This is a genomic window from Halobacteriovorax vibrionivorans (genome assembly GCF_003346865.1).
GTDB classification, from domain to species: Bacteria; Bdellovibrionota; Bacteriovoracia; order Bacteriovoracales; family Bacteriovoracaceae; genus Halobacteriovorax_A; species Halobacteriovorax_A vibrionivorans.
Genome location: NZ_QDKL01000003.1, coordinates 637,959 through 659,729, shown reverse-complemented (window position 1 = coordinate 659,729; position 21,771 = coordinate 637,959). Strand labels below are relative to the sequence as shown.

Annotated in this window: 21 protein-coding genes; 10 read left to right on the top strand and 11 right to left on the bottom strand. The window is 37.7% G+C overall.

Annotation, left to right across the window (positions count from 1 at the left end):
* Nucleotides 1–11: 11 nt before the first annotated feature.
* Nucleotides 12–1,325: a DUF4339 domain-containing protein gene (locus tag DAY19_RS13835; protein ID WP_115363457.1), complete on the top strand. Its 1,314-nt coding sequence runs from the start codon at nt 12–14 to the stop codon at nt 1,323–1,325.
* 11 nt (nt 1,326–1,336) lie between these two features.
* Here the strand turns inward: DAY19_RS13835 and DAY19_RS13830 are convergent, their stop codons facing one another.
* Nucleotides 1,337–2,176 (bottom strand): MBL fold metallo-hydrolase, encoded by an 840-nt coding sequence (locus DAY19_RS13830; protein ID WP_115363455.1) that lies wholly within the window; start codon nt 2,174–2,176, stop codon nt 1,337–1,339.
* Nucleotides 2,177–2,379: 203 nt separating this feature from the next.
* On the opposite strand from DAY19_RS13830, the gene sucC reads away from it, so the two are divergent.
* The 4 genes from sucC to DAY19_RS13810 all read left to right on the top strand — a co-directional run bounded on the left by sucC (nt 2,380) and on the right by DAY19_RS13810 (nt 5,566).
* A complete protein-coding gene (sucC, locus tag DAY19_RS13825) occupies nt 2,380–3,552 on the top strand; it encodes an ADP-forming succinate--CoA ligase subunit beta (protein WP_115363454.1) in 1,173 nt (390 codons plus the stop codon).
* Complete coding sequence (gene sucD / locus DAY19_RS13820; RefSeq protein WP_115363452.1) at nt 3,552–4,427, top strand: succinate--CoA ligase subunit alpha; 876 nt, start codon at nt 3,552–3,554, stop codon at nt 4,425–4,427. The genes sucC and sucD overlap by 1 nt, the downstream gene beginning before the upstream one ends.
* A 44-nt stretch (nt 4,428–4,471) precedes the next feature.
* Complete coding sequence (gene ndk, locus DAY19_RS13815; RefSeq protein WP_115363450.1) at nt 4,472–4,900, top strand: nucleoside-diphosphate kinase; 429 nt, start codon at nt 4,472–4,474, stop codon at nt 4,898–4,900.
* A gap of 192 nt (nt 4,901–5,092) precedes the next feature.
* Nucleotides 5,093–5,566: a CarD family transcriptional regulator gene (locus tag DAY19_RS13810; RefSeq protein ID WP_233500278.1), complete on the top strand. Its 474-nt coding sequence runs from the start codon at nt 5,093–5,095 to the stop codon at nt 5,564–5,566.
* A 113-nt stretch (nt 5,567–5,679) separates the two neighbouring features.
* Here the strand turns inward: DAY19_RS13810 and DAY19_RS13805 are convergent, their stop codons facing one another.
* Complete coding sequence (locus DAY19_RS13805; RefSeq protein WP_115363446.1) at nt 5,680–6,276, bottom strand: TetR/AcrR family transcriptional regulator; 597 nt, start codon at nt 6,274–6,276, stop codon at nt 5,680–5,682.
* Nucleotides 6,277–6,380: 104 nt separating this feature from the next.
* On the opposite strand from DAY19_RS13805, the gene uvrB reads away from it, so the two are divergent.
* Nucleotides 6,381–8,378 (top strand): excinuclease ABC subunit UvrB, encoded by a 1,998-nt coding sequence (uvrB, locus tag DAY19_RS13800; RefSeq protein ID WP_115363444.1) that lies wholly within the window; start codon nt 6,381–6,383, stop codon nt 8,376–8,378.
* On the opposite strand, the gene DAY19_RS13795 is transcribed toward uvrB, so the two are convergent.
* Complete coding sequence (locus tag DAY19_RS13795) at nt 8,341–8,853, bottom strand: M48 family metalloprotease (RefSeq protein WP_115363442.1); 513 nt, start codon at nt 8,851–8,853, stop codon at nt 8,341–8,343. The two genes, uvrB and DAY19_RS13795, sit on opposite strands and share 38 nt — an antisense overlap.
* 113 nt (nt 8,854–8,966) lie before the next feature.
* Here DAY19_RS13795 and DAY19_RS13790 point away from each other — a divergent pair, with 113 nt between their 5' ends.
* Together DAY19_RS13790 and DAY19_RS13785 are read left to right on the top strand one after the other, a co-directional pair.
* Nucleotides 8,967–9,365: a hypothetical protein gene (locus DAY19_RS13790; RefSeq protein ID WP_115363440.1), complete on the top strand. Its 399-nt coding sequence runs from the start codon at nt 8,967–8,969 to the stop codon at nt 9,363–9,365.
* Nucleotides 9,343–10,491 (top strand): metallophosphoesterase, encoded by a 1,149-nt coding sequence (locus DAY19_RS13785; RefSeq protein ID WP_115363438.1) that lies wholly within the window; start codon nt 9,343–9,345, stop codon nt 10,489–10,491. The genes DAY19_RS13790 and DAY19_RS13785 overlap by 23 nt, the downstream gene beginning before the upstream one ends.
* Here DAY19_RS13785 and DAY19_RS13780 read toward each other — a convergent pair.
* Nucleotides 10,488–11,498 (bottom strand): HD domain-containing phosphohydrolase, encoded by a 1,011-nt coding sequence (locus tag DAY19_RS13780; protein WP_115363436.1) that lies wholly within the window; start codon nt 11,496–11,498, stop codon nt 10,488–10,490. The genes DAY19_RS13785 and DAY19_RS13780 overlap by 4 nt on opposite strands.
* A complete protein-coding gene (locus DAY19_RS13775; protein WP_115363434.1) occupies nt 11,495–14,173 on the bottom strand; it encodes a putative sodium/potassium/calcium exchanger in 2,679 nt (892 codons plus the stop codon). Before DAY19_RS13775 ends, DAY19_RS13780 begins: the two co-directional genes overlap by 4 nt.
* A 227-nt stretch (nt 14,174–14,400) precedes the next feature.
* On the opposite strand from DAY19_RS13775, the gene DAY19_RS13770 reads away from it, so the two are divergent.
* Nucleotides 14,401–15,234 (top strand): flagellin N-terminal helical domain-containing protein, encoded by an 834-nt coding sequence (locus DAY19_RS13770; protein ID WP_115363432.1) that lies wholly within the window; start codon nt 14,401–14,403, stop codon nt 15,232–15,234.
* 60 nt (nt 15,235–15,294) lie between these two features.
* Here DAY19_RS13770 and DAY19_RS13765 read toward each other — a convergent pair whose 3' ends face one another.
* Both DAY19_RS13765 and DAY19_RS13760 read right to left on the bottom strand, forming a co-directional pair.
* Nucleotides 15,295–15,639: a hypothetical protein gene (locus tag DAY19_RS13765; protein WP_115363430.1), complete on the bottom strand. Its 345-nt coding sequence runs from the start codon at nt 15,637–15,639 to the stop codon at nt 15,295–15,297.
* Nucleotides 15,640–15,770: 131 nt separating this feature from the next.
* A complete protein-coding gene (locus DAY19_RS13760; protein WP_115363429.1) occupies nt 15,771–16,178 on the bottom strand; it encodes a DUF523 domain-containing protein in 408 nt (135 codons plus the stop codon).
* 134 nt (nt 16,179–16,312) lie between these two features.
* On the opposite strand from DAY19_RS13760, the gene DAY19_RS13755 reads away from it, so the two are divergent.
* Nucleotides 16,313–17,500: a hypothetical protein gene (locus DAY19_RS13755; protein ID WP_115363427.1), complete on the top strand. Its 1,188-nt coding sequence runs from the start codon at nt 16,313–16,315 to the stop codon at nt 17,498–17,500.
* A gap of 43 nt (nt 17,501–17,543) precedes the next feature.
* On the opposite strand, the gene DAY19_RS13750 is transcribed toward DAY19_RS13755, so the two are convergent.
* From DAY19_RS13750 to DAY19_RS13735, 4 genes are read right to left on the bottom strand one after another with little or no spacing between them, the layout of a single operon-like run.
* Complete coding sequence (locus DAY19_RS13750) at nt 17,544–19,034, bottom strand: aldehyde dehydrogenase family protein (RefSeq protein ID WP_115363425.1); 1,491 nt, start codon at nt 19,032–19,034, stop codon at nt 17,544–17,546.
* Nucleotides 19,035–19,043: 9 nt separating this feature from the next.
* A complete protein-coding gene (locus DAY19_RS13745) occupies nt 19,044–20,255 on the bottom strand; it encodes a thiolase family protein (protein WP_115363423.1) in 1,212 nt (403 codons plus the stop codon).
* Nucleotides 20,252–20,914, bottom strand: coding sequence for a 3-hydroxyacyl-CoA dehydrogenase family protein (locus DAY19_RS13740; protein WP_115363421.1), 663 nt, complete (start codon nt 20,912–20,914; stop codon nt 20,252–20,254). The genes DAY19_RS13745 and DAY19_RS13740 overlap by 4 nt, the downstream gene beginning before the upstream one ends.
* The gene (locus DAY19_RS13735; RefSeq protein WP_115363418.1) at nt 20,907–21,770 is read right to left on the bottom strand and encodes a 3-hydroxyacyl-CoA dehydrogenase NAD-binding domain-containing protein; all 864 of its coding nucleotides are present in this window, start codon (nt 21,768–21,770) and stop codon (nt 20,907–20,909) included. The genes DAY19_RS13740 and DAY19_RS13735 overlap by 8 nt, the downstream gene beginning before the upstream one ends.
* Nucleotide 21,771 lies beyond the last annotated feature (1 nt).

The window sequence follows — 21,771 nt, the reverse complement described above, 5'->3', positions numbered from 1 at the left end:
AAACTACAACTATGCAAAAAAATTGGTATATTAATCAGTCCGGTAAAAATAAAGGACCATTTACAGCTCAAGATATTATCGACTTTTATGATAAAGGTCTAATTAAGTCTTATCAACTTTGTTGGCGCAAAGGGGCAAAGAATTGGAAACCTGTCTTTGCTGTAATTCAATTGGCCCGCCAAGAAGCTCAGTCTTATTATGAAACTCAGGTTCTAAAAGAAGATGGCCAACTTCCTGAGATACCAATAAATGACGTAAAGGCCTCAACTGAAACTCCCGATATTCCTGCCAGAGAGCCAGTGGAGTTAAAAGAAGTGCCAGAGGAAGAATCAGATTTAGCTGATATTGAAATTTTTCCTAGTAAATTTCCGATATACACAACAGTTATTGCCACTTTCTTTATAGCAGTGACACTCATTGCTAGTATTTACTTTGCAGCTGGCTCGACAAAGTTAAAGAAGGTTGAGGTCCAAAATATTTCGGTGACAACTCTAAATGAGATGAAAAGGCCTGTTAAAGATGGCGATGTACACCTCTTTGTTAATAAAGAGATGTCCACTATTTATGCTAGGCTTCCTTTTAAAAAACCAGTGAGTGTTGAATTAATTCTTCATCGCAAACCCGATCTTTTAGATGGATCTGAAATTTTGATTAAGGCCCATAATATTGGAGAGGGTGGGCTTATTGAATTTAAGGACCTTGTCTTTGAAGAGGGCCGTGAATTCATCCCTGGTTCATATAATGTAACGTTCATTTATGAATTCTTATCTGTTACAGACAATATTAAGAACAAATTGGGAATGGGAACTATTCGAGAAGTTCTAGAAAAGAAAGTTTTTCTTGTACCTGAGTCGAGGCAAGCTTACTTGGAGCAGATTGCAAAAATTGAAAAAAAGCGCAAAACAGCAAAGAGAAAGGCCATAAGTACAATTCGAGAAAAGCTTAGAACACTTGAGTCTCTAATTTCATCGATGTCCATTCATTATCGTCTGTCTTTGAGTCAGAAAAGTGGTTGGCTTGCTCATAAGGAATTTCAACAAAGATATGCTCGAAATATTGGGCCACTTCTACAAAGTATAGTTCTATCTAATTATGAACTTGATAAGACTAAATTAACGAGTACTGAGTTAAAGTTAGAAAATGAAATCCACAATCTTGGTAAGGATATTAGTGCGTGGAGTGCAAAGCTTGTGGAAAAGCTGTCACGTTATGGCTACCTTAATAAGCAGAAACGTCTTCATTTAAGAAAGTTCATGGATGATGATCGAGTGGTGCTTCAATCTGTTAAGAATGAGATTCAAAAACAGATTGAAAGCTTAATGTAGGTCATTTTAGGTCACTGTAGATCTTTACAGATATATTTTCCGCGCTCATTTTGCGTGACTTTTGCACTTGCATACTTCGGGTCGTGCTCAAAGATTACTGTTAGATCCTTTTCAATGATCATCTTTAAGAATTCCATCTTATCCACTGTTGTTTGACCTGGAGCGATATCATAGCCCATTACCCATGGTACATGGACGTGATTTGAAGTTGGGATCAGGTCTGCCAAGTAGATATACTCACTTGTATAAGGATGCACGAGGTGAGGTGTGTGTCCGTAAGAGCATTTAAATCTTAATGTATCATTTGATAGTTTGAGTATCTCACCCTCTTTTCCAGTAAGCCAGTGGACGCGTCCCGCTTTATCAAATTCCTCGATAATATCTTTAAAGTACTTCTTATGAAATGAGCCACTGTCCCTTAATGTTGGATTAAGGGCATATTGCCAATGTTCTCGATGTAGGTGGATCGTTACATTTGGCAGGACTGGCTTAAAGTTGTCGCCATCTTTATAAACCATTCCACCAACATGATCGAAGTGAAGATGCGAGATAACAAGGTCTGTTACATCTTCAGGTTTTATTCCTTTGTCTGCTAATGCCTTTACGAGAGGAGATTGTTCTTGGCGAACATCGAATTGTTGGTCGAACTTCTCTCCGTGGTAATCACCAATACCAGTATCTGTAATAATAATTCTGTCTTGGTCTTTAATGATCCAAAGCCTTAGATCGAGGTCGATGCGGTTGTATTCATCTGCAGGGTGAACCTTGTTCCATAATGGTTTTGGGATGATTCCAAACATGGCCCCGCCGTCGAGCCTAAATTTACCTGGGCTTATTAGTATGTTTTCCATGAGCTAATTGTGCGAAAAATCGGAAATTGCTACAAGACGTTAAGCGTTATTTTGTGAATAAGTCCATGAATTGCCCATTAATCAGTTGAATGACAAAAAACTTGGCAAAAATGACACGACTCACCTAGAAAGTTATAGAGATGACCACTATTATAAGCCAGTAAAATCATGAATATTTCATACACGAAAACTTAGGAGTTTTAATGAACGTACATGAGTACCAGGCCAAGGGTTTAATGAGAGACATGGGCCTGAAGGTTCTTAGAGGTGAAGTAGCAAAGACTGTTGATGAGGCTGTTGCTGCGGCAGAAAAATTAGGTGGAAATATTTGGGTAGTAAAAGCTCAAATTCACGCTGGTGGGCGTGGTAAAGCAGGTGGTGTAAAGCTTGCAAAGTCATTAGATGAAGTTCGCTTACACGCTGACGATATTCTAGGTAAGACTCTTGTAACTCACCAAACAGGTCCAGAAGGAAAGAAAGTTCACACTCTTTTCATCGAAGAAGGATGTGACATCGAGCACGAGTACTATGCTGGTGTTGTTCTAGACCGTGCAACTGGTAAAGTTACAATGATGGCCTCTGAAGAAGGTGGAGTTGAGATTGAGGAAGTTGCTCATAAGACTCCTGAAAAAATCATTAAAGTAGCAATTGACCCAGCAGCTGGATTCACTCCATTTGTTGCAAGAAAGCTAGCTTACGGAATTGGTCTAAAGACTAAGGAAGAAGTAAAGGAAGCAGGTCAATTCTTTAAAGGTCTTTACGATCTATATATGAAGTACGATTGCTCAATTGCAGAGATCAACCCATTAGTAAAAACTAAGCAAGGTGATATCTTAGCACTAGACGCAAAACTTAACTTTGATTCTAACGCTCTTTTCAGACACCCTGAAATTCAAGAGCTAAGAGATCCAACTGAAGAAAGTGAAAAAGAGTTAGCAGCAAGTGAATTTGGTGCAGCTTATATTGAGCTTGATGGAAATATTGGTTGTCTAGTAAACGGTGCAGGTCTTGCAATGGGTACAATGGACATCATTAAGCTTCACGGTGGTGAACCTGCTAACTTCCTAGATGTTGGTGGATCAGCGACAAAAGAAACTGTTCAGAAAGCTTTCTCTCTTATCCTTCAAGATGAGAATGTAAAAGCTATTCTAGTTAATATTTTTGGTGGAATTATGAAGTGTGACATCATCGCTGAAGGTGTTGTTGCAGCCGCTAAGGAACTTGATTTAACAGTACCATTAGTTGTTCGTCTTGAAGGGACAAACGTAGCTCTTGGTAAGAAAATTTTAAATGAATCAGATCTTGCAATTATTGCAGCTGAAGATTTAGCAGATGCAGCGAAGAAAGCTGTTGAAGCGACAAAAGGGGAGGCGTAATGGCCATTCTTATTAATCGTGATACAAAATTAATCACTGTTGGTTTTACAGGTAAGCAAGGAACTTTTCACTCACTACAATCAAGAGATTACGGAACTAACTTTGTTGGTGGTGTAACTCCAGGTAAAGGTGGAACAGTTCATGAAGGTTTCCCTGTTTTTAATACTATTAAAGAAGCAATGGATAAGACGGAAGCAAATGCGGCCATGATTATGGTTCCACCTCCGTTTGCAGCTGACTCAATCCTAGAAGCGATTGATGCTGAGATGCCACTTATTATTGCAATAACTGAAGGGATTCCTATCCTTGATATGGTAAAGGTTAAGGCCGCTCTTGAAGGTTCAAAATCAAGACTAATTGGTCCTAACTGTCCAGGTGTTATCACTCCAGGTGAGTGTAAGATCGGAATTATGCCAGGTCACATCCATATGCCAGGTCGTGTTGGTGTTATCTCTCGTTCAGGAACTCTTACTTATGAAGCTGTTTATCAGTTAACTCAAAGAGATATCGGACAATCAACTTGTGTTGGTATCGGTGGTGACCCAGTTAACGGAACAAACTTCATTGACGTACTAGAGCTATTTGAAAAAGATCCAGATACTGATGCTGTTATTATGATTGGTGAGATCGGTGGTTCTGCTGAAACAGATGCTGGTCGATGGATTCAAAAGAATATGAGTAAGCCAGTTGTATCATTTATCGCAGGTGCTTCAGCGCCTCCAGGTAAGAGAATGGGGCACGCAGGTGCAATCATCTCTGGCGGTGACGATACTGCAGAAGCTAAGTTTAGAATTCTTGAAGAATGTGGCGTAACAGTTTCACGTTCTCCAGCTGAACTTGGTGAAACAATGGAGAAGGTTTTAAAGAACCTTTAATTAAAAGAATTTAGGGAATTTTTCCGCAAGATAATTTTAAGGAGATTAAAATGGAAAGAACTTTTAGTATCATTAAGCCAAATGCACTACTTGATAACAACATTGGTAACATCATTAAGAGATTTGAAGAAGAAGGTCTAAGAATCGCTGCTCTTAAACTTGCTCACCTTTCAAAAGAGAAAGCTGAAGGTTTCTATATTGAGCACAAAGACAGACCATTCTTTGGTGAACTTGTTGCTTTCATGACTTCTGCACCAGTTGTTCTTATGTGCCTAGAAGGTGAAAATGCAGTTGAAAGAAATAGAGAAATCATGGGTGCGACTAACCCAGCTGAAGCTGCTGAAAACACTCTTAGAAAGCTATATGCTAAATCTATCGGTGAGAACGCTGTTCACGGTTCTGATTCTCTTGCTTCTGCTGAAAGAGAACTTGCTTATTTCTTCGAAAAAGATGAAATTTGCCCACGTTTCTAATTAGTTAACTAATTGAAATTACAGATATATTTATCGAATTAAGCCCCTCTTATTGAGGGGCTTTTTTTTGGCCCGCATTTCTACAACCTTCCGTCTAAAAATCATACCCCATGTGTAAATCTTACAAGCTGCATTGAGAGTCATGGCGCGTCGTAGTATAACTGAGTGAGAGAAATACCCATGGAGGTAGAAATGTTTAACATTGGTGATTACGCAGTTTGCCCAGGACACGGTGTTGGTCAGATTGTGGACATCGAAGAGCGCGAAGTAGGAGAGCACAAGCTTTCGTTCTACATCATTAAGGTTGTAGCAAACGGAATGACTGTCATGGTTCCTACCAATTCTAAAGATGGAATTAGAGTGCTTGTTGACGACAGCGAGATCAATGAAGTTTATCAACTTCTAAATGATCACGATGTAAAAGTTGATAACTCAACTTGGAATCGTCGTTATAGAGACTATATGGAAAAAGTGAAAACTGGTTCACTTTTAGAAATCGCAGATGTCCTAAGATCTTTATTCTTACTTAAGAATAAGAAGAATCTTTCATTTGGTGAGAAGAAAATGCTTGAGCAGTGTAGAGACTTAATTGTTCAAGAGATCTCAATCAAGAATGGTTCTGAGAAAACTGAAATAAAAAATCAAATTGAGAGCTGTTTTGAATAACAGCTTTAAGTTCGAAATTCTTTTTTGAACTTATTCTCTTGTGTTGTGTGTGTGAAATAAGCGTTTGTGGGGTAACTTGCAAACGCTTTATTTATTTTTGGCCTCACAATTGCTTAAGCCTTTAGGCAATCTAATAATTCATTTAATCTAATATCAAATTCTTGAACTTCCTTAGGAAGTAGACAATTTTCATATAGGCAAATTGTTTGCATTAATGAGCCTGTCAAAAATTCGTGTAGTAGTCGTCCCCAAAGCTTAGCATCAACTTTTGGTGAGATGCTACCTTCAGCTTGTCCTTCAACAATTAAGTCCTCTAATCGATTTCTTCCATTGAGGATGACCTTCTCTCCAAATGGTAGAACGACAGAATTAGTGGAAGATTGTTGATATAAGTAGAGGATGATTTTAGCTTCACTGGGCTTATCAATTAGCCAGGTCAGACTAGCTTGGCAGTGCTTGCGTATACGGCCAATACTATCATCAGTTGGTGTGATTAATTGATTTATTAATTCAGTACGTCTTTCAAGAATACTTTCCAAAACCCCAAGAAAGAGCTCGGTCTTATTCTTAAAATAATGAAAGACACCAGACTGGCTAATACCTAGAGTATCGGCAATTTTTTGAAATGAGGTCGCAGCGATGCCTTTTTCAGCGATCTGACCTATGGCAATATCAATGATCTTTGCCCTTTGTAGTTCACCTTTTTTCATTTTTTATCCCTAATTAAAAAATGATCAATTTAGTTAATAATGTAACATATTTATAGCTCAGATAATAATTGTTATCTTTTAATCTAATAGGATACAATCTCGATATGAGTGATAAGACCTTTAATTTACAGTCAAAATTTGAACCTTGTGGGGATCAACCAGAGGCCATCAAGACTATTGTGGAAAAACTCTCTTCTGGAGAAAAAGAGCAAACTCTATTGGGCGTTACCGGTTCTGGTAAAACATTTACCATGGCCAATGTGATTCAAAAGCTTGGAAAAAAGACCTTAATTTTGGCACATAATAAGACACTTGCGGCACAACTTTATGCCGAGTTTAGAGAATTCTTTCCCGATAATGCTGTGGAGTACTTTGTTTCGTATTACGATTACTATCAACCTGAAGCTTATGTTCCGGGAAGTGATACCTATATAGAAAAGGACTCATCTGTTAATGATGAGATCGACAAGCTTCGCCACTCTGCAACTCGCTCTCTCTTAGAAAGAGATGATGTCATCATAATCTCTTCGGTTAGTTGCATTTACGGTATTGGTTCTCCTGATGAGTATGCGAGTATGAGGGAGACTCTCTTTGTTGGTGATGAGAAAGACCGCGATGATTTTCTAAAGTCTTTAGTTGCTATTCAATACGAAAGAAATGATATCGACTTTGTTCGTGGGTGTTTTCGCGTAAGAGGGGATATTGTTGAAGTCTTTCCTGCTCATGAGGATTCGAATGTTGTTCGCATTGAATTCTTTGATGATGAAGTCGAAAGTATAACAATTGTTGACCCACTTAGGGGAACAAAACTTCATAACCTTAGTAAGGTTACAATTTATCCAAAATCTCACTATGTTGTTGGTGAGGAGAAAATGGATGGTGCTCTTGAGACTATTAAAGTTGAGCTAAGAGAGCGCCTACAAGAGTTAGAGAAACAAAATAAATTAGTTGAAAGGCAACGCCTTGAACAAAGAACACTACTTGATATTGAAATGCTTGAAGAGATGGGCTTTTGTTCTGGTATTGAGAATTATTCTCGTCATATGACGGGGAGTAAACCAGGTGATCCTCCACCAACACTTATTGATTTCTTTAAGAAAGACTTCTTAATGATTATTGATGAATCACATATAACTATTCCACAAGTCGGTGGGATGTATCGCGGAGATAGGGCCCGTAAAATGAATCTCGTCGATTACGGTTTTCGCCTACCTTCAGCATTAGATAATCGTCCTTTAAATTTTGAGGAGTTTAAAGGAAAGCTCGATGATGTCCTTTATGTTTCTGCTACCCCTGGTAATTACGAATTAGAGCGGACTCATGGAGAGTTTGTTGAGCAAATTATTAGGCCAACAGGACTTCTTGATCCGATTATTGAGGTTAGGGATGCAACTAATCAAGTTGATGACCTCTTAGTTGAGGTAAGGCGCATTATTGAAAAAGGCCAGCGAGTTCTTGTGACAACTCTTACAAAGAAGTTGGCAGAAGAGTTAACTAATTTCTACCATGGTAGTGGAATTAAGGTGAAATACCTTCATAGTGATATTGATACGATTGAAAGAGTAGAGATCATTCGCGATCTTCGCCTTGGTGAGTTTGATGTTCTTGTGGGAATCAATCTCCTAAGAGAAGGTCTTGATATTCCAGAGGTCTCATTAGTGGCCATTTTGGATGCTGATAAGGAAGGCTTCTTGAGATCTGAGCGCTCCCTTGTTCAGACAATTGGACGGGCCGCTAGAAATAGTGATGGTAAAGTTCTTATGTATGCTTATCAAACAACGAAGTCTATGGAGCGAGCAATCGGTGAGACGAAACGTCGTCGAGCTATTCAAATGCAATATAATGAAGATCACGGCATAACTCCGCAAACGATTCTTAAGGAAGTTTCAGGTGGAGTAATTGAAACTTTACGTGGTGGTAAAAAGAAGGGGAAAAAGAGCGGTCCTAAAGACGTTACCATGTCTCCTGATGAGATTAAAAAGCGTATTGCTGAGCTTAAAATTGAGATGAAAGAGGCCTCAAAAGACCTCCGCTTTGAAGATGCTGCTAAAATTCGTGATGAAATTAAGTTCTTAAACGAATCATTTCTAGTCTTTGGCTAACTTCATGACTAATAGGCATTTTCATTAAGAAGTTAAATAGACCCTTTCCAAATCCATGTCTAATAGCAAAGTCATCTGCTTCAATTTGCTTTGTCATTTCATTTGCATGTAATCTCATTGTGAAATGACGATAGTAGAGATGTCCTAATTCATGAAATATGATTGCATAGGCTTCTTCATTATCTGCTGTTAGAATTGCTTTTTTTAACTGTGGATAGACAAGTACAAATGTCTTATCTCCATGTGATGGAATAACGCTAGAGTGCATGCCCTGACTTTCTAAAAAGACAAGTTCCCCATAAGTGGCCAAGCTGTCTTTTTCTTCTTCACTCAATTGTGAAATGACGTCCTCAAAGAATCTTTTGATTCTTTGATTCTGATTAATCCAGTGATGGGCCGGGTCTGAGAAGTTGACCTTAAAGCTTGGGTTAGTCTCTTGATTCTTTGTAAATGTTTTCTTTAGTGTACTTATCATGAATATCTTTTCGTCAACATTGAAGTTGGCCCAAGAATTTAGCTTATTCTGAGTGAACTAGGTAAGCTTTGCCAATAAGGACCAACAAATTATTAAATAGTTACAATATATGTATGACAAAAACTAAATTTCTTAAGTTTTTTACTCTAGCTTTTGCATGTCTGATCTCATGGCATATGAACTCATATGCGCAACAGAGAATGGAAAAGTCTGAGGCTTTTTTAGTAACAGCTATGCCCAGTTATTATAAAGTTATCTCTCCGGTAAAAAAGAGGGGCTCTCGTGTTGCAGTTGTTATTAAAAATCGTACCCTCTCAACAATTAGAGGGAAGTTTGTCGATGACAATGATAAGAATCTAAAATTTGTCACGATTAAGCCAGACGCTGAAATGAGTATTGAGTTTGATTTTAATACAAAGAATAAATTCTACTTTGTTCCACTAGACCCTTCTTTTCAAAGAGTCGTGTTAAATATAGGAAAGTCCGCATATGAGATTCCTTCGCAAGAGTAACTCAAAGAAGACCATAATCATAATCTCTGATGTCCATCTTGGCGCAGGAGAGTATGTAAATGGTATTAGAAATTATCTCGAAGACTTTCACTATGATGAAGAGTTAGTTGATTTTCTCGAATACTTCAGCAGTGATGAGTATGCCAGTAAAGATGTCGAGTTGATTATTAACGGAGACTTTTTTGACCTTTTAGCAGTTCCTTATGTGCAAGTATTTGATGATGAGTTCTGGTCTGAGGAATCATCGAAGAAGAAATTACAGCTAATTCTAGATGCACATAAAGAGGTGATGCAGGCCCTTAACGACTTCTTAAAAGTAAAGAATAAAAAGGTTACATTTATTATTGGTAATCATGATGCGGAGTTAGTTTTTGATTCTTTAAAAGAGATGGTTCTCAATTGTTTTGATAAAGAAGTACGAGATCGCTTTGTCATAAGAGAGCTAAATGATGAATATCGTCCTACTGATCGTGTTGTACTAAGACATGGCCACGAGTACGAAATTGCTCATACTTTTGAAGAGGAAAGTTGCATTATAGAGGATAAGGACGGAAAGAAATACTTTAATCCGCCTTGGGGCTCTTACTATGTAACACGAGTGATAAATAAGTTTAAAGAAGAACGAGATCATGTAAATGCAGTTCGCCCAATTAATAAGTTTCTCATTAATGGACTCATTTATGATACTTTCTTTACTCTTCGATTCATGTTGGCCAATACCATTTACTTTATAATGGTTCGCTCAATCTATCTTTTTAAAATAAGTAATAACTTTGGTGATTGGTTAAAGCTTTTCATGAAAGAATTACACCTCTTTCAGGATTACGAAGAATTAACTTTTGAATATCTACAAGATGCAAAAGATACGGATGTATTGATTGTTGGCCATACACATGAGCCAATTTGTCGCACTTATACTAATGGTAAAACTTTCATAAATACTGGAACCTGGACTAGAATGTACAATCTAGACTTTGGTAAAGGTGGAGGGAATACCCAACTTACTTTTGCTAAAATTGAAGTCTTAGATCCAAAGAATAATAAAGATGAGCACTTGCCAAAAGTTCAAGCAAACTTGCATACGTGGGAAGGGCGAAATACATTGCCGTATGGTAGCTTCAATTAAAGGCTTAGTACGCTAGTGATGTGAGGCTTTATCTTGTCACTGTAGTTTGTATTGAGACCACCAACTCCCGCTTGAGCATCAACCATATATACAACGCTGCTTAGAGGTGATTTTTCTCCGTTAATTAATCCTGTGCTAAACTCTAGAATATGAGAAATAAATTCTAGGATTTCACTTTCAAGGCTAAGTCCAGCTTGAGAAATTTGTCCAGGCATTCCGCTACCATCATGTTTTTCATGATGGTGATCAATAATTGCCTTACACTCTTCTGATAATTGAACACCTGATTTTTCTATAAGCATACGAGATACTTTCACATGCTTATAATATTGTTCTCGTTGGTCGCTTGTTACTTCTTCAAAGCTCTCATGCATGATATTTGGAGAGATACTTGTAAGTCCAATATTTGCTAGAAAAGAAGCACAGATTAGATCGGCTTGCTTTTTATAGTCTTCAATTCCAAGTTTCTTTGCAAAGAAGAAGCTCAGTGCCACAATTCGATTTGTAAGATTGTCCTTATCAAGATGGGTCATGGCAAAGTGTCTTGCAAGAGAGATAGTATGAGATAAGTTTACAGGAAATGTTGATATCTCTTTTTGTGCCCTTAAGATAATTGGTAGGAAGTCGTCCTGATCGATTGCTTTTGTTAAGACACTGCGAAGAGGTAGTCTTGTTCTTGCTTCTTTTTGATTTGTTTCAACCGCTTTTTCATGCTCTTTTAAGATGTTGATCTTTTCACGAATTTGATTTGCCTCTTGTGGAGTATACTCACTTAATTCTCCAACTGTTGCAAGATAAGTCATTCGTTGTGAAAGCTTGATTGCGATTTTTCCTGTCTTGTTATCTTCAATATACTTTAATAGGTTATAACTATCTTGAGTTAAAGGTGTGTTTGCTTTTAAGTATTCTGTGTAGAGATTCTCTTTCTCTTTATAGACATAGAGAGTAAAAGGGAAGGTGCGAATGTCTTTAAGCGATTTAAGCTTTATATAGAAATAGGCAATCATGTTCGTCCTTTACCAAATATTCCTTTAAAGAGGCTTCCTACTGAGTTTTTTAAACTTGATGCAGCAGACTTATTAGATGAAGCTATCTTCGTTGTCATACGATCTTCACCACTTTTATAACTTCCTTTTAAGGCCTCAAGACAAATCTCTATCCTTTTAGGGGTATCTTCTGATTTTTCGATCTCTTCTCTTGTGGTGAAAAATACTGTGAAGTAACTATAATTTGTATTCTCAATAATAGGGCAGTGATAGTAAAGTGTTTCAGCTTGGAATGTGTCATCATTCCAACTTGGTTTTCTCTTTATTTTTAATATATTCTTCACTGCTTCAAAATTATCTGGCCCCTGTTCACTACCCATAATACATTCATTTTGCAGGTTATAAACAATGAGGGTTCCATCACAGAATTCATTAATATAATCTGAGGTCATCTGTTTTATCTCATCACCATCAATGAGCATATCTGTGGCACGAATGAGAAAGTCCATATCCTTTGGTTCAGGAATAATTATGGAGTTAAGGGCCTCTTCTAACTCTTTTTGATCTTTTGCTTCTTCAATGGCCGACTCGGAGTCAGCGGCTTGCTGATCTTCTTTTGTATTACTTGAGTATTGATTAACTTTTAGTTGATGATCTTGATTATTTGCATTGTTATTATTTGATGGCCTTTTGCTATAATCATAACCTGGAGCTTGATCCTGTTCTTGAAGTTTTTTTAATGCATTACTTAGGTCGTAATCAATTTCTTCTTCACTCTTTTGGTCATAGCCTTGGTCTTTTTCTTTGTTATTTTGCTCAGGGGCATCTGTTACTTTTATTTCTAATTTTTCTTTCGTTCCACCACTGTATTCTGGCTGTTTATCAAGGTTGCGATAATCGATAGTCTGTTCACCTAGATCACCCTTTTTCTCATATTGAATCGAGCCGCCTTCTGCTTGGTCTTCATCTTGATTATCATCCTCTCCATCATCAGACTTTTTCTTTTGCTTTTCATCTCTTTGAACAGGTTTTCTCTTCCCATGTTGTGCTAATGACTCAAAGAGGTCTTCATCTCTTTGCTTGGCATCTTTATTTTCAGCAAGATCTCTTTCAAGGCCCTTTTCGTTATCAATCATTTCATTGTCAGGACTGCCTTGACTTGGTCTTTTTGATGATGCTCCCTTCTTGTGTGCATCTAAAGAAGCAAATAGGTCTTCTTCATCATCATTTTCTTCATTTATATCGTCTACTTCTGGACCAATATCACCCTGATAATGACCACCAAGATCATTTTCTTTTCTTTTAGCTCCACTTTTTACGGCATCCAATGATGCAAAGAGGTCTTCTTCTTTGTCTTCTTCTTCAATCTCATCCATCGTTGGAGCAGTTTGGCCTTTATAATGTCCGCCCTGATCCTTTTGCTGTGTTTGCTTGCCTTTTGAGACTGAGTCTAGTGCAGCAAAGAGATCTTCTTCATCTTCTTCGTCTTCGATATCGTCTAGGCCACTTGAAGTTTGTCCCTTATAATGTCCACCTTGATCTTGATTGCTTGAGGAAGACTTTTTTGAGGCCGAATCAAGAGCTGCAAAGAGATCCTCTTCATCTTCTTCATTTATATCATCAATTCCATTAGTGGTATTACCTTTATAATGTCCACCTTGATCTTGATTGCTAGAGGAAGACTTTTTTGTCGCTGAATCAAGAGCTGCAAAGAGATCTTCTTCGTCCTCTTGATCTCTTGAATCTTTCATTGTAGGTGAGACATCTCCACGAAGAGCGCCACCTTTATCCTCTTCTTTATAAGAGCTTTTTCTAACACCTTCTAAGCTTTTAAAAAGATCCTCATCAAATTCATCATCATCTTCTGATGCCTCAGATTCTGATCCTAGCTTACCTTGAAGGTTACCACCTAATTGTTCGGCCTTATTTGTTGCATTCTTTTTATCTTGGTCTTGTCCATAAAGATCATCATCAAATTGAATATCATCTTTATTGGAATGCTGCTTTTCATTGTGAATTTCGCCCTCTAGCCTGCCTGCTGTTTTTGAATTAATGGCCTGCTCTGCGCTATATTCTTTTGAGTTCTTATATGGATCTTCTTGTGTCTCTTCCCATTCTGAACCAACATTTCTATCATCATCAAAAACATCTTTACCATCTTTGAGGTGATTGTTTTTGTTAACTTTACCTTTTAGGTGGCCAGCATCACCAAATTTTTGGGCATCGGCCTTATCTTCATATTGATCATCATCGCTAAATGTTTTCTTCTCTTCCTTAGAATGGTATTCCATTTCATCGCCATCATCTTGCTTCTTAAGGGAGCGCAGGATTAAGTTGATTTTATAAAGAAGAGTCTTAGGTGGAACAGGCTCTTGGATATACTCCGTAAGACCAATCTTTCTAAACTTATCAAGGGTCTTTGGTGGAATATTCTTACTATTAATAAGGAGTATCTTTACATTGTTCTTAAATATGAACCTTTTTAAAGGTTGAATACACTGAGCACATTTCTTCGGTTGGCAGGCGATCGTGAGGGATTGGCCAATAGTAGGGACGAGTTGATTATATTCCTCTGGATTTTCGACATCATAGATTTCAATACCGTCATTTTCGGCATTTTGCTCGATTGTCTCTTTAAGTGCCTGCACACTCTTAGTTAAAGGATGCAGAAAGATTAGTGGTTTTCCCTCTTCCATGGTCTCTATTATCGGCTATTTATGAATTTTATTTATGAACATATATGTAAAATATTTTAAATTATTTTTAATTTTTTCTAAAGCTTTAGTTTTTACCTCCGAGAAGCTTTGTGTTAGGTCAAATGACTTAATTGAAATTTAATAATTCACAAGAGCAGTATGCTCATTGTTCCAATGGTCGGGACAACCCTGAGTACGGGGAGTATGTAGATCACGGAGGTATCACAATGGGTATGCGTATTAACACAAATGTATCGTCTCTATCAGCTCAAAGAGCGTTAGGTCAATCGAATTCAACTCAACAAAAATCTTTAGAAAAGCTTTCATCTGGTACAAGAATTGTACGTTCAGCAGACGATGCTGCAGGTTTAGCAATTTCTGAGAAATTAAAGAGTCAGGTTAGATCTAGTAAGCAAGCTGAGAGAAACGCAAATGACGGTATTTCAATGATTCAGATTGCAGAAGGTGGTCTGAATGAAGTATCAAACATCTTAGTAAGACTAAGAGAACTATCTGTTCAATCAGCGTCGGACACAGTAGGTGACACTGAGAGACAATTTACTGATCTTGAGTATCAAAACCTTAAGCAAGAGATCCAAAGAATTTCTGAAGTTACTGAATTTAACGGAAAGAAACTTCTAACTGGAAACGGTGATAAGTATGATATCCAAATCGGTATTAATAATGATGATTTTCAAGATAGAATTCAGTTCGATACAAACGTACTAAGTTCTGGTCTTGAAGCTCTAGGTGTAGCTGATTTAGAAGTTGGTTCAAAAGAAGGTGCTCAAGCAGCTTTAGCAAATCTTGACTCTGCAATTGAAAATATCGCAGGACAAAGAGCAGAGCTAGGTGCTAAGCAGAACAGACTTAACTCTACAATCAACAACCTACAAATTAGTACTGAGAACTTAAGTGCAGCAAACTCACGTATCAGAGATACTGATTATGCAGCAGAAACAGCTAAGAAAGCAAAGAGTGACATCCTTGTTAACGCTGGTACTTCAGTTCTTGCTCAGTCTAATTCTCAAGGTGCTGCAGCTCTAAAACTAATTGGTTAATTAAACCAACCACAATAAATACTGCAAAAGGATAGCCCCGCGAATGCGGGGCATATTTATTTAATGAGCAAAATTTACTTGAGTAGGGTTATTAATCAAAATCTCTGGCCCGTATGCATCTAAGGCCTTTAAAACTTCATCAAATTGTTCTCGAATTATATCAATTGTTTCATTACAGAATTCATCATTTAGTTGATTTTGAAGTAGGGCCATATAATGGGCCGCTTTTTCACTACCAAGAGTAATGGAGTCATTGATTACATGATTAATTTTCATATTAATAATTTCTTTAAAATCTGACCATTGTTCAGGGTAGTCTTTTAAGTGAATTAGTTGGTCAGTGATATGCTTCATTCTTCCTTGTAGATTCTTTGCTAATAATAGCTTCATTTCAAGATCATTCATTTCTACTCCTTAGAAATAGGGTGCCATGCTCCTTTTGTTTCGCAAGTGCGAAACAAAAGGAGCATGGCACCTAATATACCGAATTAAAGCAGTTGAATTTAGATTTTTTGAGTAGGTGTGAAAAGATGAAATTAGTTACAGGACTTAACTTGAACGCCATTTTCTTTTAAGAGCTTTGTGAATTCACCGTCACCATCTGTTAATTGACCCTTAAATGATCCGTCATAGATTTTTCCAAGGCCACACATTGGAGATTTCGACTTTAATAAGGCCTGCGTGCATGAGTTTTCAAGTGCGATCTCTAGTGCCATTTGTGCTCCCTTCTCATAATTTAAGGTGACATCTTTTCCATCAATTGTGATGAGTTTACCGTCTACATTCTCAGCAGGTGGCCTAGGCGTAGGTAGTCCTCCTAGCTCTTCTGGACATACCGCAATGGCCTTGCCCTGAGCAACGAGTTCTGTAACATCTTGAATTTCCTTGTGCTCTCCATCGTAACGACATTTCTTGCCGGCCAAGCACGCACTAACAATAATCATATTTAACAAGAATAAGTTAATTTCGTCGAAAATGCCACGCTGAGTCGAGGATTCTTGAATAATTTACAATACTATATTTGATAAGAACTATTATGCTATTACGTAGTGTTAAATAAAGTTTTTGGAGAGAGACTTTGCTTAAGAACGCAACACTTGTATTGGCCTTTGTTTTTCTAGTGATCTCATGTGGAGCTCCTGAAGGCGAGAGTCAATCAAAACCAAATATTCAAAAACAAGAATCGAGGCTAGAGGCTTCGACGAAAGTTAATTTCACTTGCTTTGAAGATGGCCAGTGTTCGGACTCGTTCGTACTCTCTATTAATAGCGCATCTGACTTTCCTCTATATTGTACAGGGTATCTAGCAAATAAGAACCATATGATTGTACCAAGTCACTGTCTTGCAAAGGCAAGTTGTGAGCAGATTGCTGCAAAGACTATCTCTGGTGAGATCCTTAAGTGTAAGAGCATTGAAGATCACAATACGAAAATTGATAAGAAGAAAACATTTAACGGTGAATTCTCAGTTGTAGAGCTAACTCCTTCTTTAGAAGGTGAGCTGACACCAGTATCAGATAGTAAGATGAGAGACTTTCATTATTATCAGCTTTGGTATGTTAGAAAGAATCTTGGAAACTCAGGTTATCAGCTTCGACGTATGAGATACAATTGTCGTAAGACTACTGATAATGTCATTTTCCCTGGAAATAATTATGATTCTTCAGTTGTAGCAATGAAGAATTGTAACTTAAAGAATGAGGCCATGGGGGCAGCAGTTGTGGATACTCGCTCAGGTGAAGTTCTAGGACTGGTTCACGATGCTATTTCAGAAGATAAGACTTATCGTCGATTTATGCATGGTAGGCGTGGAACATCTTTGACCTTGGCAACTCCTATTAATTGTATTCTTAAGGAGTTCAATATGGAGACAAAGTCATATGATGACTCCCTAAAATATTGCAACCGTCCTGTTTACCGTCCTGGTACTGAAAACTTCTCAAAACAATTAAAATCTCTTTTCACTTTTTCTTCAACACGTTCAATTAAAAATGTATTTACTAGACTTACAAGTGATGAACTTACAGGTGAAGTGAAGCGAGAGTTCTTTGCAATGGAATATGAAGTATTACCTTATCGATATCCAAGAGTTAAGGTATGTCGTTTTAACCCATATTTAGATCGTAATTATGAAGTATATGGTGGTGATTATACTTTGGGTTGTTATGATGAAAAACTAAATGTTGTCTATAAAGAAACCCAAATGGAGAATTCATTTTCTATTTACGATGACTTTGGAAACCTTGCTATTAAAGTACATTATTAATAAAAAAAAAGAGCGCTTTAAGCGCTCTTTTTTATTTTAGATCTTAAAATATAGCATCAAGCCACATTTTTCCTTCACGAGTATTGCAATCAGACTCCCAAAGGTGCTTCACTTCAAGGTAGGCCTTGATTCCTTCTTCACCCATTTCACGTCCAATCCCTGACTGCTTGTAGCCACCAAATGGCATTCCTGGATTAAGTAGGTGATACTCATTAATCCACACAGTACCAGCTTCAATCTCTTTTGCTATCTTAAGTGCACGATCTTCATTCTTAGACCATACTGCTCCAGCAAGTCCGTAGATTGAGTTATTTGCCATGTTGATTGCATCATCTTCTGTTTTAAACTTTGTAATTCCAACAACTGGCCCAAAGATCTCTTCATGCCAGATTGTATTGTCTGGAGTGATCTCAAATGCCGTTGGTTTAATGTAGAAACCTTTATCAAGACCATTCTCTAGTTCTTGCTCTCCACCATAGATAAGCTTAGCACCTTCTTCTTTTGTTTTATTGATATAATTCATAACATTATCAAATTGCTTTTTACTTACAACTGGCCCAAGCCCCGTTGTTTTTTCTTGTGTTGGCCCTAGTGGAACCTGAGCAATTCTTTCTTTAAACTTTGTCATAAATTCATCATAGATCCCTTCTTGAACAAGAAGGCGAGTACCAGAAGTACATGCTTGACCTGAGTGATAGAGAAATGCGTAAAGTGCAGCATCCACTGCAATATCAAGATCAGCATCATCAAGGATGATATTTGGAGACTTCCCACCAAGCTCTAGTGTCGCATTTTTTACTTCATTAGCAGCTTGCTTTAGGATCTCTCTTCCAATCTCAGTTGAACCAGTAAAGGCAACTTTTGAGATATCTTTGTGATTTACTAAGAATGCGCCTTCTTTTGCTCCACCAGTCACGATATTAACAACACCTTTAGGAACACCTGCATCGATTAAAACCTCTGCAAGCATCATTGCTGTCATTGGCGTTTCAACAGCTGACTTTAAAACTGTTGTACAACCTGTCGCTAGAATCGGTCCGATTTTCCATGCGGCCATTTGTAGTGGAAGATTCCATGGGATAATTTGAGCACAAACACCAATTGGCTCAAAACGGCGAGTGTTCTTAGAGAATCCGGCACGAGTTGCTTTCTCATCAACTTCTTCAAATTTAAATCCTGCAGTAACCTTACTCATGATCTTAAAGAAGCTTGCACTATTATGGATATCTGCAGCGGCTTTTCTAAAAGTTGAACCACTATCTTTAATTTCTGCAGCGATGAAATCACGCTTTCTTTCTTTGATAAGTTCTGAAACTTTAAGAAGGATCTCTGAACGTTTTACCTGATCCATATCGCGCCATTCTTTGCTGTAGAATGCTGTTTTTGCTGATTGTACAGCTTCTTCTAAGTCCTGAGTGGAAGGGATATGTACCTTTGATACAAGCTCCCCATTTGATGGGTCTATTGAGTCCACCATTTCACCAGTTGAAGAAGGTCTAATTTCACCATTGATATATAATTTTACTTCATCCATACTTTTCTCCTATTTACAGTTTTCTACGCTTAGTGAGACTCCTTGACCGACACCAACACACATTGAAGCCAGTCCTTGTTTAAGACTCGCATTATCTTTCATGATATGAGTTAGTGTTGTTACAATTCTTGCCCCAGAACATCCAAGAGGATGGCCTAGTGAGATTGCTCCACCACGTAAGTTTATTTTTGATTCATCAAGGCCAAGCTCTCTAATACAACCAAGTGATTGAGATGCGAATGCCTCATTTAATTCCACAACATCAAAGTCTGAAACTTTCTTGCCAAACTTATCCATTAGCCTCTTTGTCGCTTCAACTGGGCCTAGTCCCATGATATTTGGGTGAATTCCTCGAACACCGGCCCCTGTTAATTTAACAAGTGGTGTAAGATTATGTCTTCTTAAGAAGTCTTCACTTACTAGTGCAACACAAGCAGCGCCATCATTCATCATTGAAGAGTTTCCGGCCGTTACACTTCCATCTTTTTTAAAGACAGCACGAAGGCCAGAGAGAGCTTCCATCGTTGTTGATGGCCTTGGTCCCTCATCTTTAGATACTGTTAATGTTTCTTTTCTAAGCGCAATTTCAACTGGTAGAACTTCATCGTTAAAGTCTCCATTCTCCCATGCCTTACAAGCTTTTTGATGTGAGGCAAGAGCGAAGGCATCTTGATCTTCTCGAGAGATTCCAAGTTTTGCTACAACTTCTTCTGCTGTTTGACCCATTCCAAGAAGTGGAAACATCTCTTCCATTTTCTTATTTGGAAAACGCCAACCAAAAGTCGTATCAAACATTTTTGAGTCTCTACCAAATGGTGTTGATCCTTTTGAAATAACTAAAGGTGCACGAGTCATACTCTCAGCTCCACCAATTAGGAGGCAATCGGCCATTCCAAGATTAATTCGTGACCAACCGTCAATAATTGCATCTAGTGAAGATGCACATAGGCGGTTTAATGTTACACCTGGTACTTCGTAGGGAAGTCCTGCCAGAAGTGCTGACATTCGTGCTACATTTCGATTATCTTCACCTGCCTGATTTGCACAGCCGACTATGACATCATCAATTTCTTTCATATCAAAGTCGAAATTTTGTGAAAAATCTTTGAAAAGATTGGCCAGCATATCATCGACTCTTAAGTGAGATAAGCTTCCTCCAAGTTTTCCAATAGGGGTACGTTTTGCATAAACGATATATGCATCTTTATATTGTATTGTCATAAATTCATCCTAAGTAAGCGGGAAGGTCGATATCTAGCATCACCAGTAACTTCCCTTAGTTCTTCAAGAAGCATGATTACTTTTTCTACTCCAATCTTTTCACACCATTCAAAAGGTCCATGAGGATAATTAACTCCATAGCACATGGCCTTATCGATATCTGCTTGAGTTGCTAGATTCTCTTCTTTAGCAAAGAAGGCCTCATTGATTATCTGTGAAATAACACGTGGGTAAGTAAATCCAATTCCTACATGATTGACGATTTCAAGATCATATCCCAAGTCTTTGAAGACTTTAAAAGTTGTCTCTTCATACTCATTATCTTTTTGATAAAGTTCAAAGCATTTTTTTGGAGAATAGAATGCTGAAGCAACAGCTCCTACAACATTCTCATATTGTGTTATGAGGTATTCACCCCAATTTATTGTTAAGTCTGAAATAATTGGGCCATCATAAACATTATCTAAATGTTCGTAGAGGTCCATTTTAGAGTTTCGATCAAAACAAGTTAGATCAATGATTAAAGATGTCTCATCAAAGTCAACGCCATCGAGGGTGTTGATATTGAATGGATCAACAGTGATAGAAGGGTAGTCACATCCGTGAACACTTTTAAGAAGAGGGTGATTGTCACTTATTAATATAGTTACCTTATTCATAACGATAAAATCCTTCTTTTACTTTGCGTCCAATACGTCCACTATCAACCATTTCTCTTTGAATCTTATGTGGTCTAAAACGAGGTTCATAGTAATATGATGCCCAAACAGATTGGGTAACATCATAGTTTACATCAATTCCTATTAGATCCATTAATTCAAATGGTCCCATTCTAAAGCCACCCACATTCTTCATTACGCGATCAATCTCTTCTACTTGATCCTTGTCGTAATTCTCTAGACGGTGAAATGATTCACCGTAAAAGTTTCGGGCCACACGATTAACAATAAAACCAGGTGAGTCTTTGCAAAGGGCCGGTTTCTTTCCGTATCTTTCAAACCAATCATAAAGTCCGTGAGCAATATCTTTCTTACTCCAAGGAGTTTCAATTATTTCTACTAGCTTCATAATCGTAGCTGGATTGAAGAAGTGTAGTCCTAAGAAGTTTTCTCTTCTTGTCTTTGATAAGTCCTTGGCCATCTTAGTTATTGGAATTGAAGAAGTATTAGAAGCAAAGATAGTGCTTTCTTTCATGATCTCATCAAGTCGGTTAAAGACTTGGCATTTGATATTTAAGTTTTCAACGATGGCCTCAATCACAAGATCGTGATCTATTTGGTGTTCCATCATATCTACGATTCTAAGGTTCTTTTTAAAGGCCTTAATCTCATCCGCATCAAATTTTGCTTTGGAATGTAGTTTATCCCATGAGCTATGAATTAGATCGCCGCTTGCTTGGGCCATTTCTAAATGTTGGTCGACCAGTTCAACTCTTACACCGTGTTGACAGAACCATTGAGCGATTCCTCGCCCCATGGTTCCTGCACCAATAACTAAAACACTATTGATATTCATA

Coding starts and splice junctions, on each gene's coding strand:
- DAY19_RS13745 (WP_115363423.1), bottom strand. CDS start 20,255: ATGACAATACAATATAAAGATGCATATATCGTTTATGCAAAACGTACC.
- sucD (WP_115363452.1), top strand. CDS start 3,552: ATGGCCATTCTTATTAATCGTGATACAAAATTAATCACTGTTGGTTTT.
- sucC (WP_115363454.1), top strand. CDS start 2,380: ATGAACGTACATGAGTACCAGGCCAAGGGTTTAATGAGAGACATGGGC.
- DAY19_RS13775 (WP_115363434.1), bottom strand. CDS start 14,173: ATGGAAGAGGGAAAACCACTAATCTTTCTGCATCCTTTAACTAAGAGT.
- DAY19_RS13780 (WP_115363436.1), bottom strand. CDS start 11,498: ATGATTGCCTATTTCTATATAAAGCTTAAATCGCTTAAAGACATTCGC.
- DAY19_RS13770 (WP_115363432.1), top strand. CDS start 14,401: ATGGGTATGCGTATTAACACAAATGTATCGTCTCTATCAGCTCAAAGA.
- DAY19_RS13790 (WP_115363440.1), top strand. CDS start 8,967: ATGACAAAAACTAAATTTCTTAAGTTTTTTACTCTAGCTTTTGCATGT.
- DAY19_RS13795 (WP_115363442.1), bottom strand. CDS start 8,853: ATGATAAGTACACTAAAGAAAACATTTACAAAGAATCAAGAGACTAAC.
- DAY19_RS13735 (WP_115363418.1), bottom strand. CDS start 21,770: ATGAATATCAATAGTGTTTTAGTTATTGGTGCAGGAACCATGGGGCGA.
- DAY19_RS13765 (WP_115363430.1), bottom strand. CDS start 15,639: ATGAATGATCTTGAAATGAAGCTATTATTAGCAAAGAATCTACAAGGA.
- DAY19_RS13835 (WP_115363457.1), top strand. CDS start 12: ATGCAAAAAAATTGGTATATTAATCAGTCCGGTAAAAATAAAGGACCA.
- DAY19_RS13785 (WP_115363438.1), top strand. CDS start 9,343: ATGAGATTCCTTCGCAAGAGTAACTCAAAGAAGACCATAATCATAATC.
- DAY19_RS13805 (WP_115363446.1), bottom strand. CDS start 6,276: ATGAAAAAAGGTGAACTACAAAGGGCAAAGATCATTGATATTGCCATA.
- DAY19_RS13740 (WP_115363421.1), bottom strand. CDS start 20,914: ATGAATAAGGTAACTATATTAATAAGTGACAATCACCCTCTTCTTAAA.
- DAY19_RS13810 (WP_233500278.1), top strand. CDS start 5,093: ATGTTTAACATTGGTGATTACGCAGTTTGCCCAGGACACGGTGTTGGT.
- DAY19_RS13750 (WP_115363425.1), bottom strand. CDS start 19,034: ATGGATGAAGTAAAATTATATATCAATGGTGAAATTAGACCTTCTTCA.
- DAY19_RS13760 (WP_115363429.1), bottom strand. CDS start 16,178: ATGATTATTGTTAGTGCGTGCTTGGCCGGCAAGAAATGTCGTTACGAT.
- uvrB (WP_115363444.1), top strand. CDS start 6,381: ATGAGTGATAAGACCTTTAATTTACAGTCAAAATTTGAACCTTGTGGG.
- DAY19_RS13830 (WP_115363455.1), bottom strand. CDS start 2,176: ATGGAAAACATACTAATAAGCCCAGGTAAATTTAGGCTCGACGGCGGG.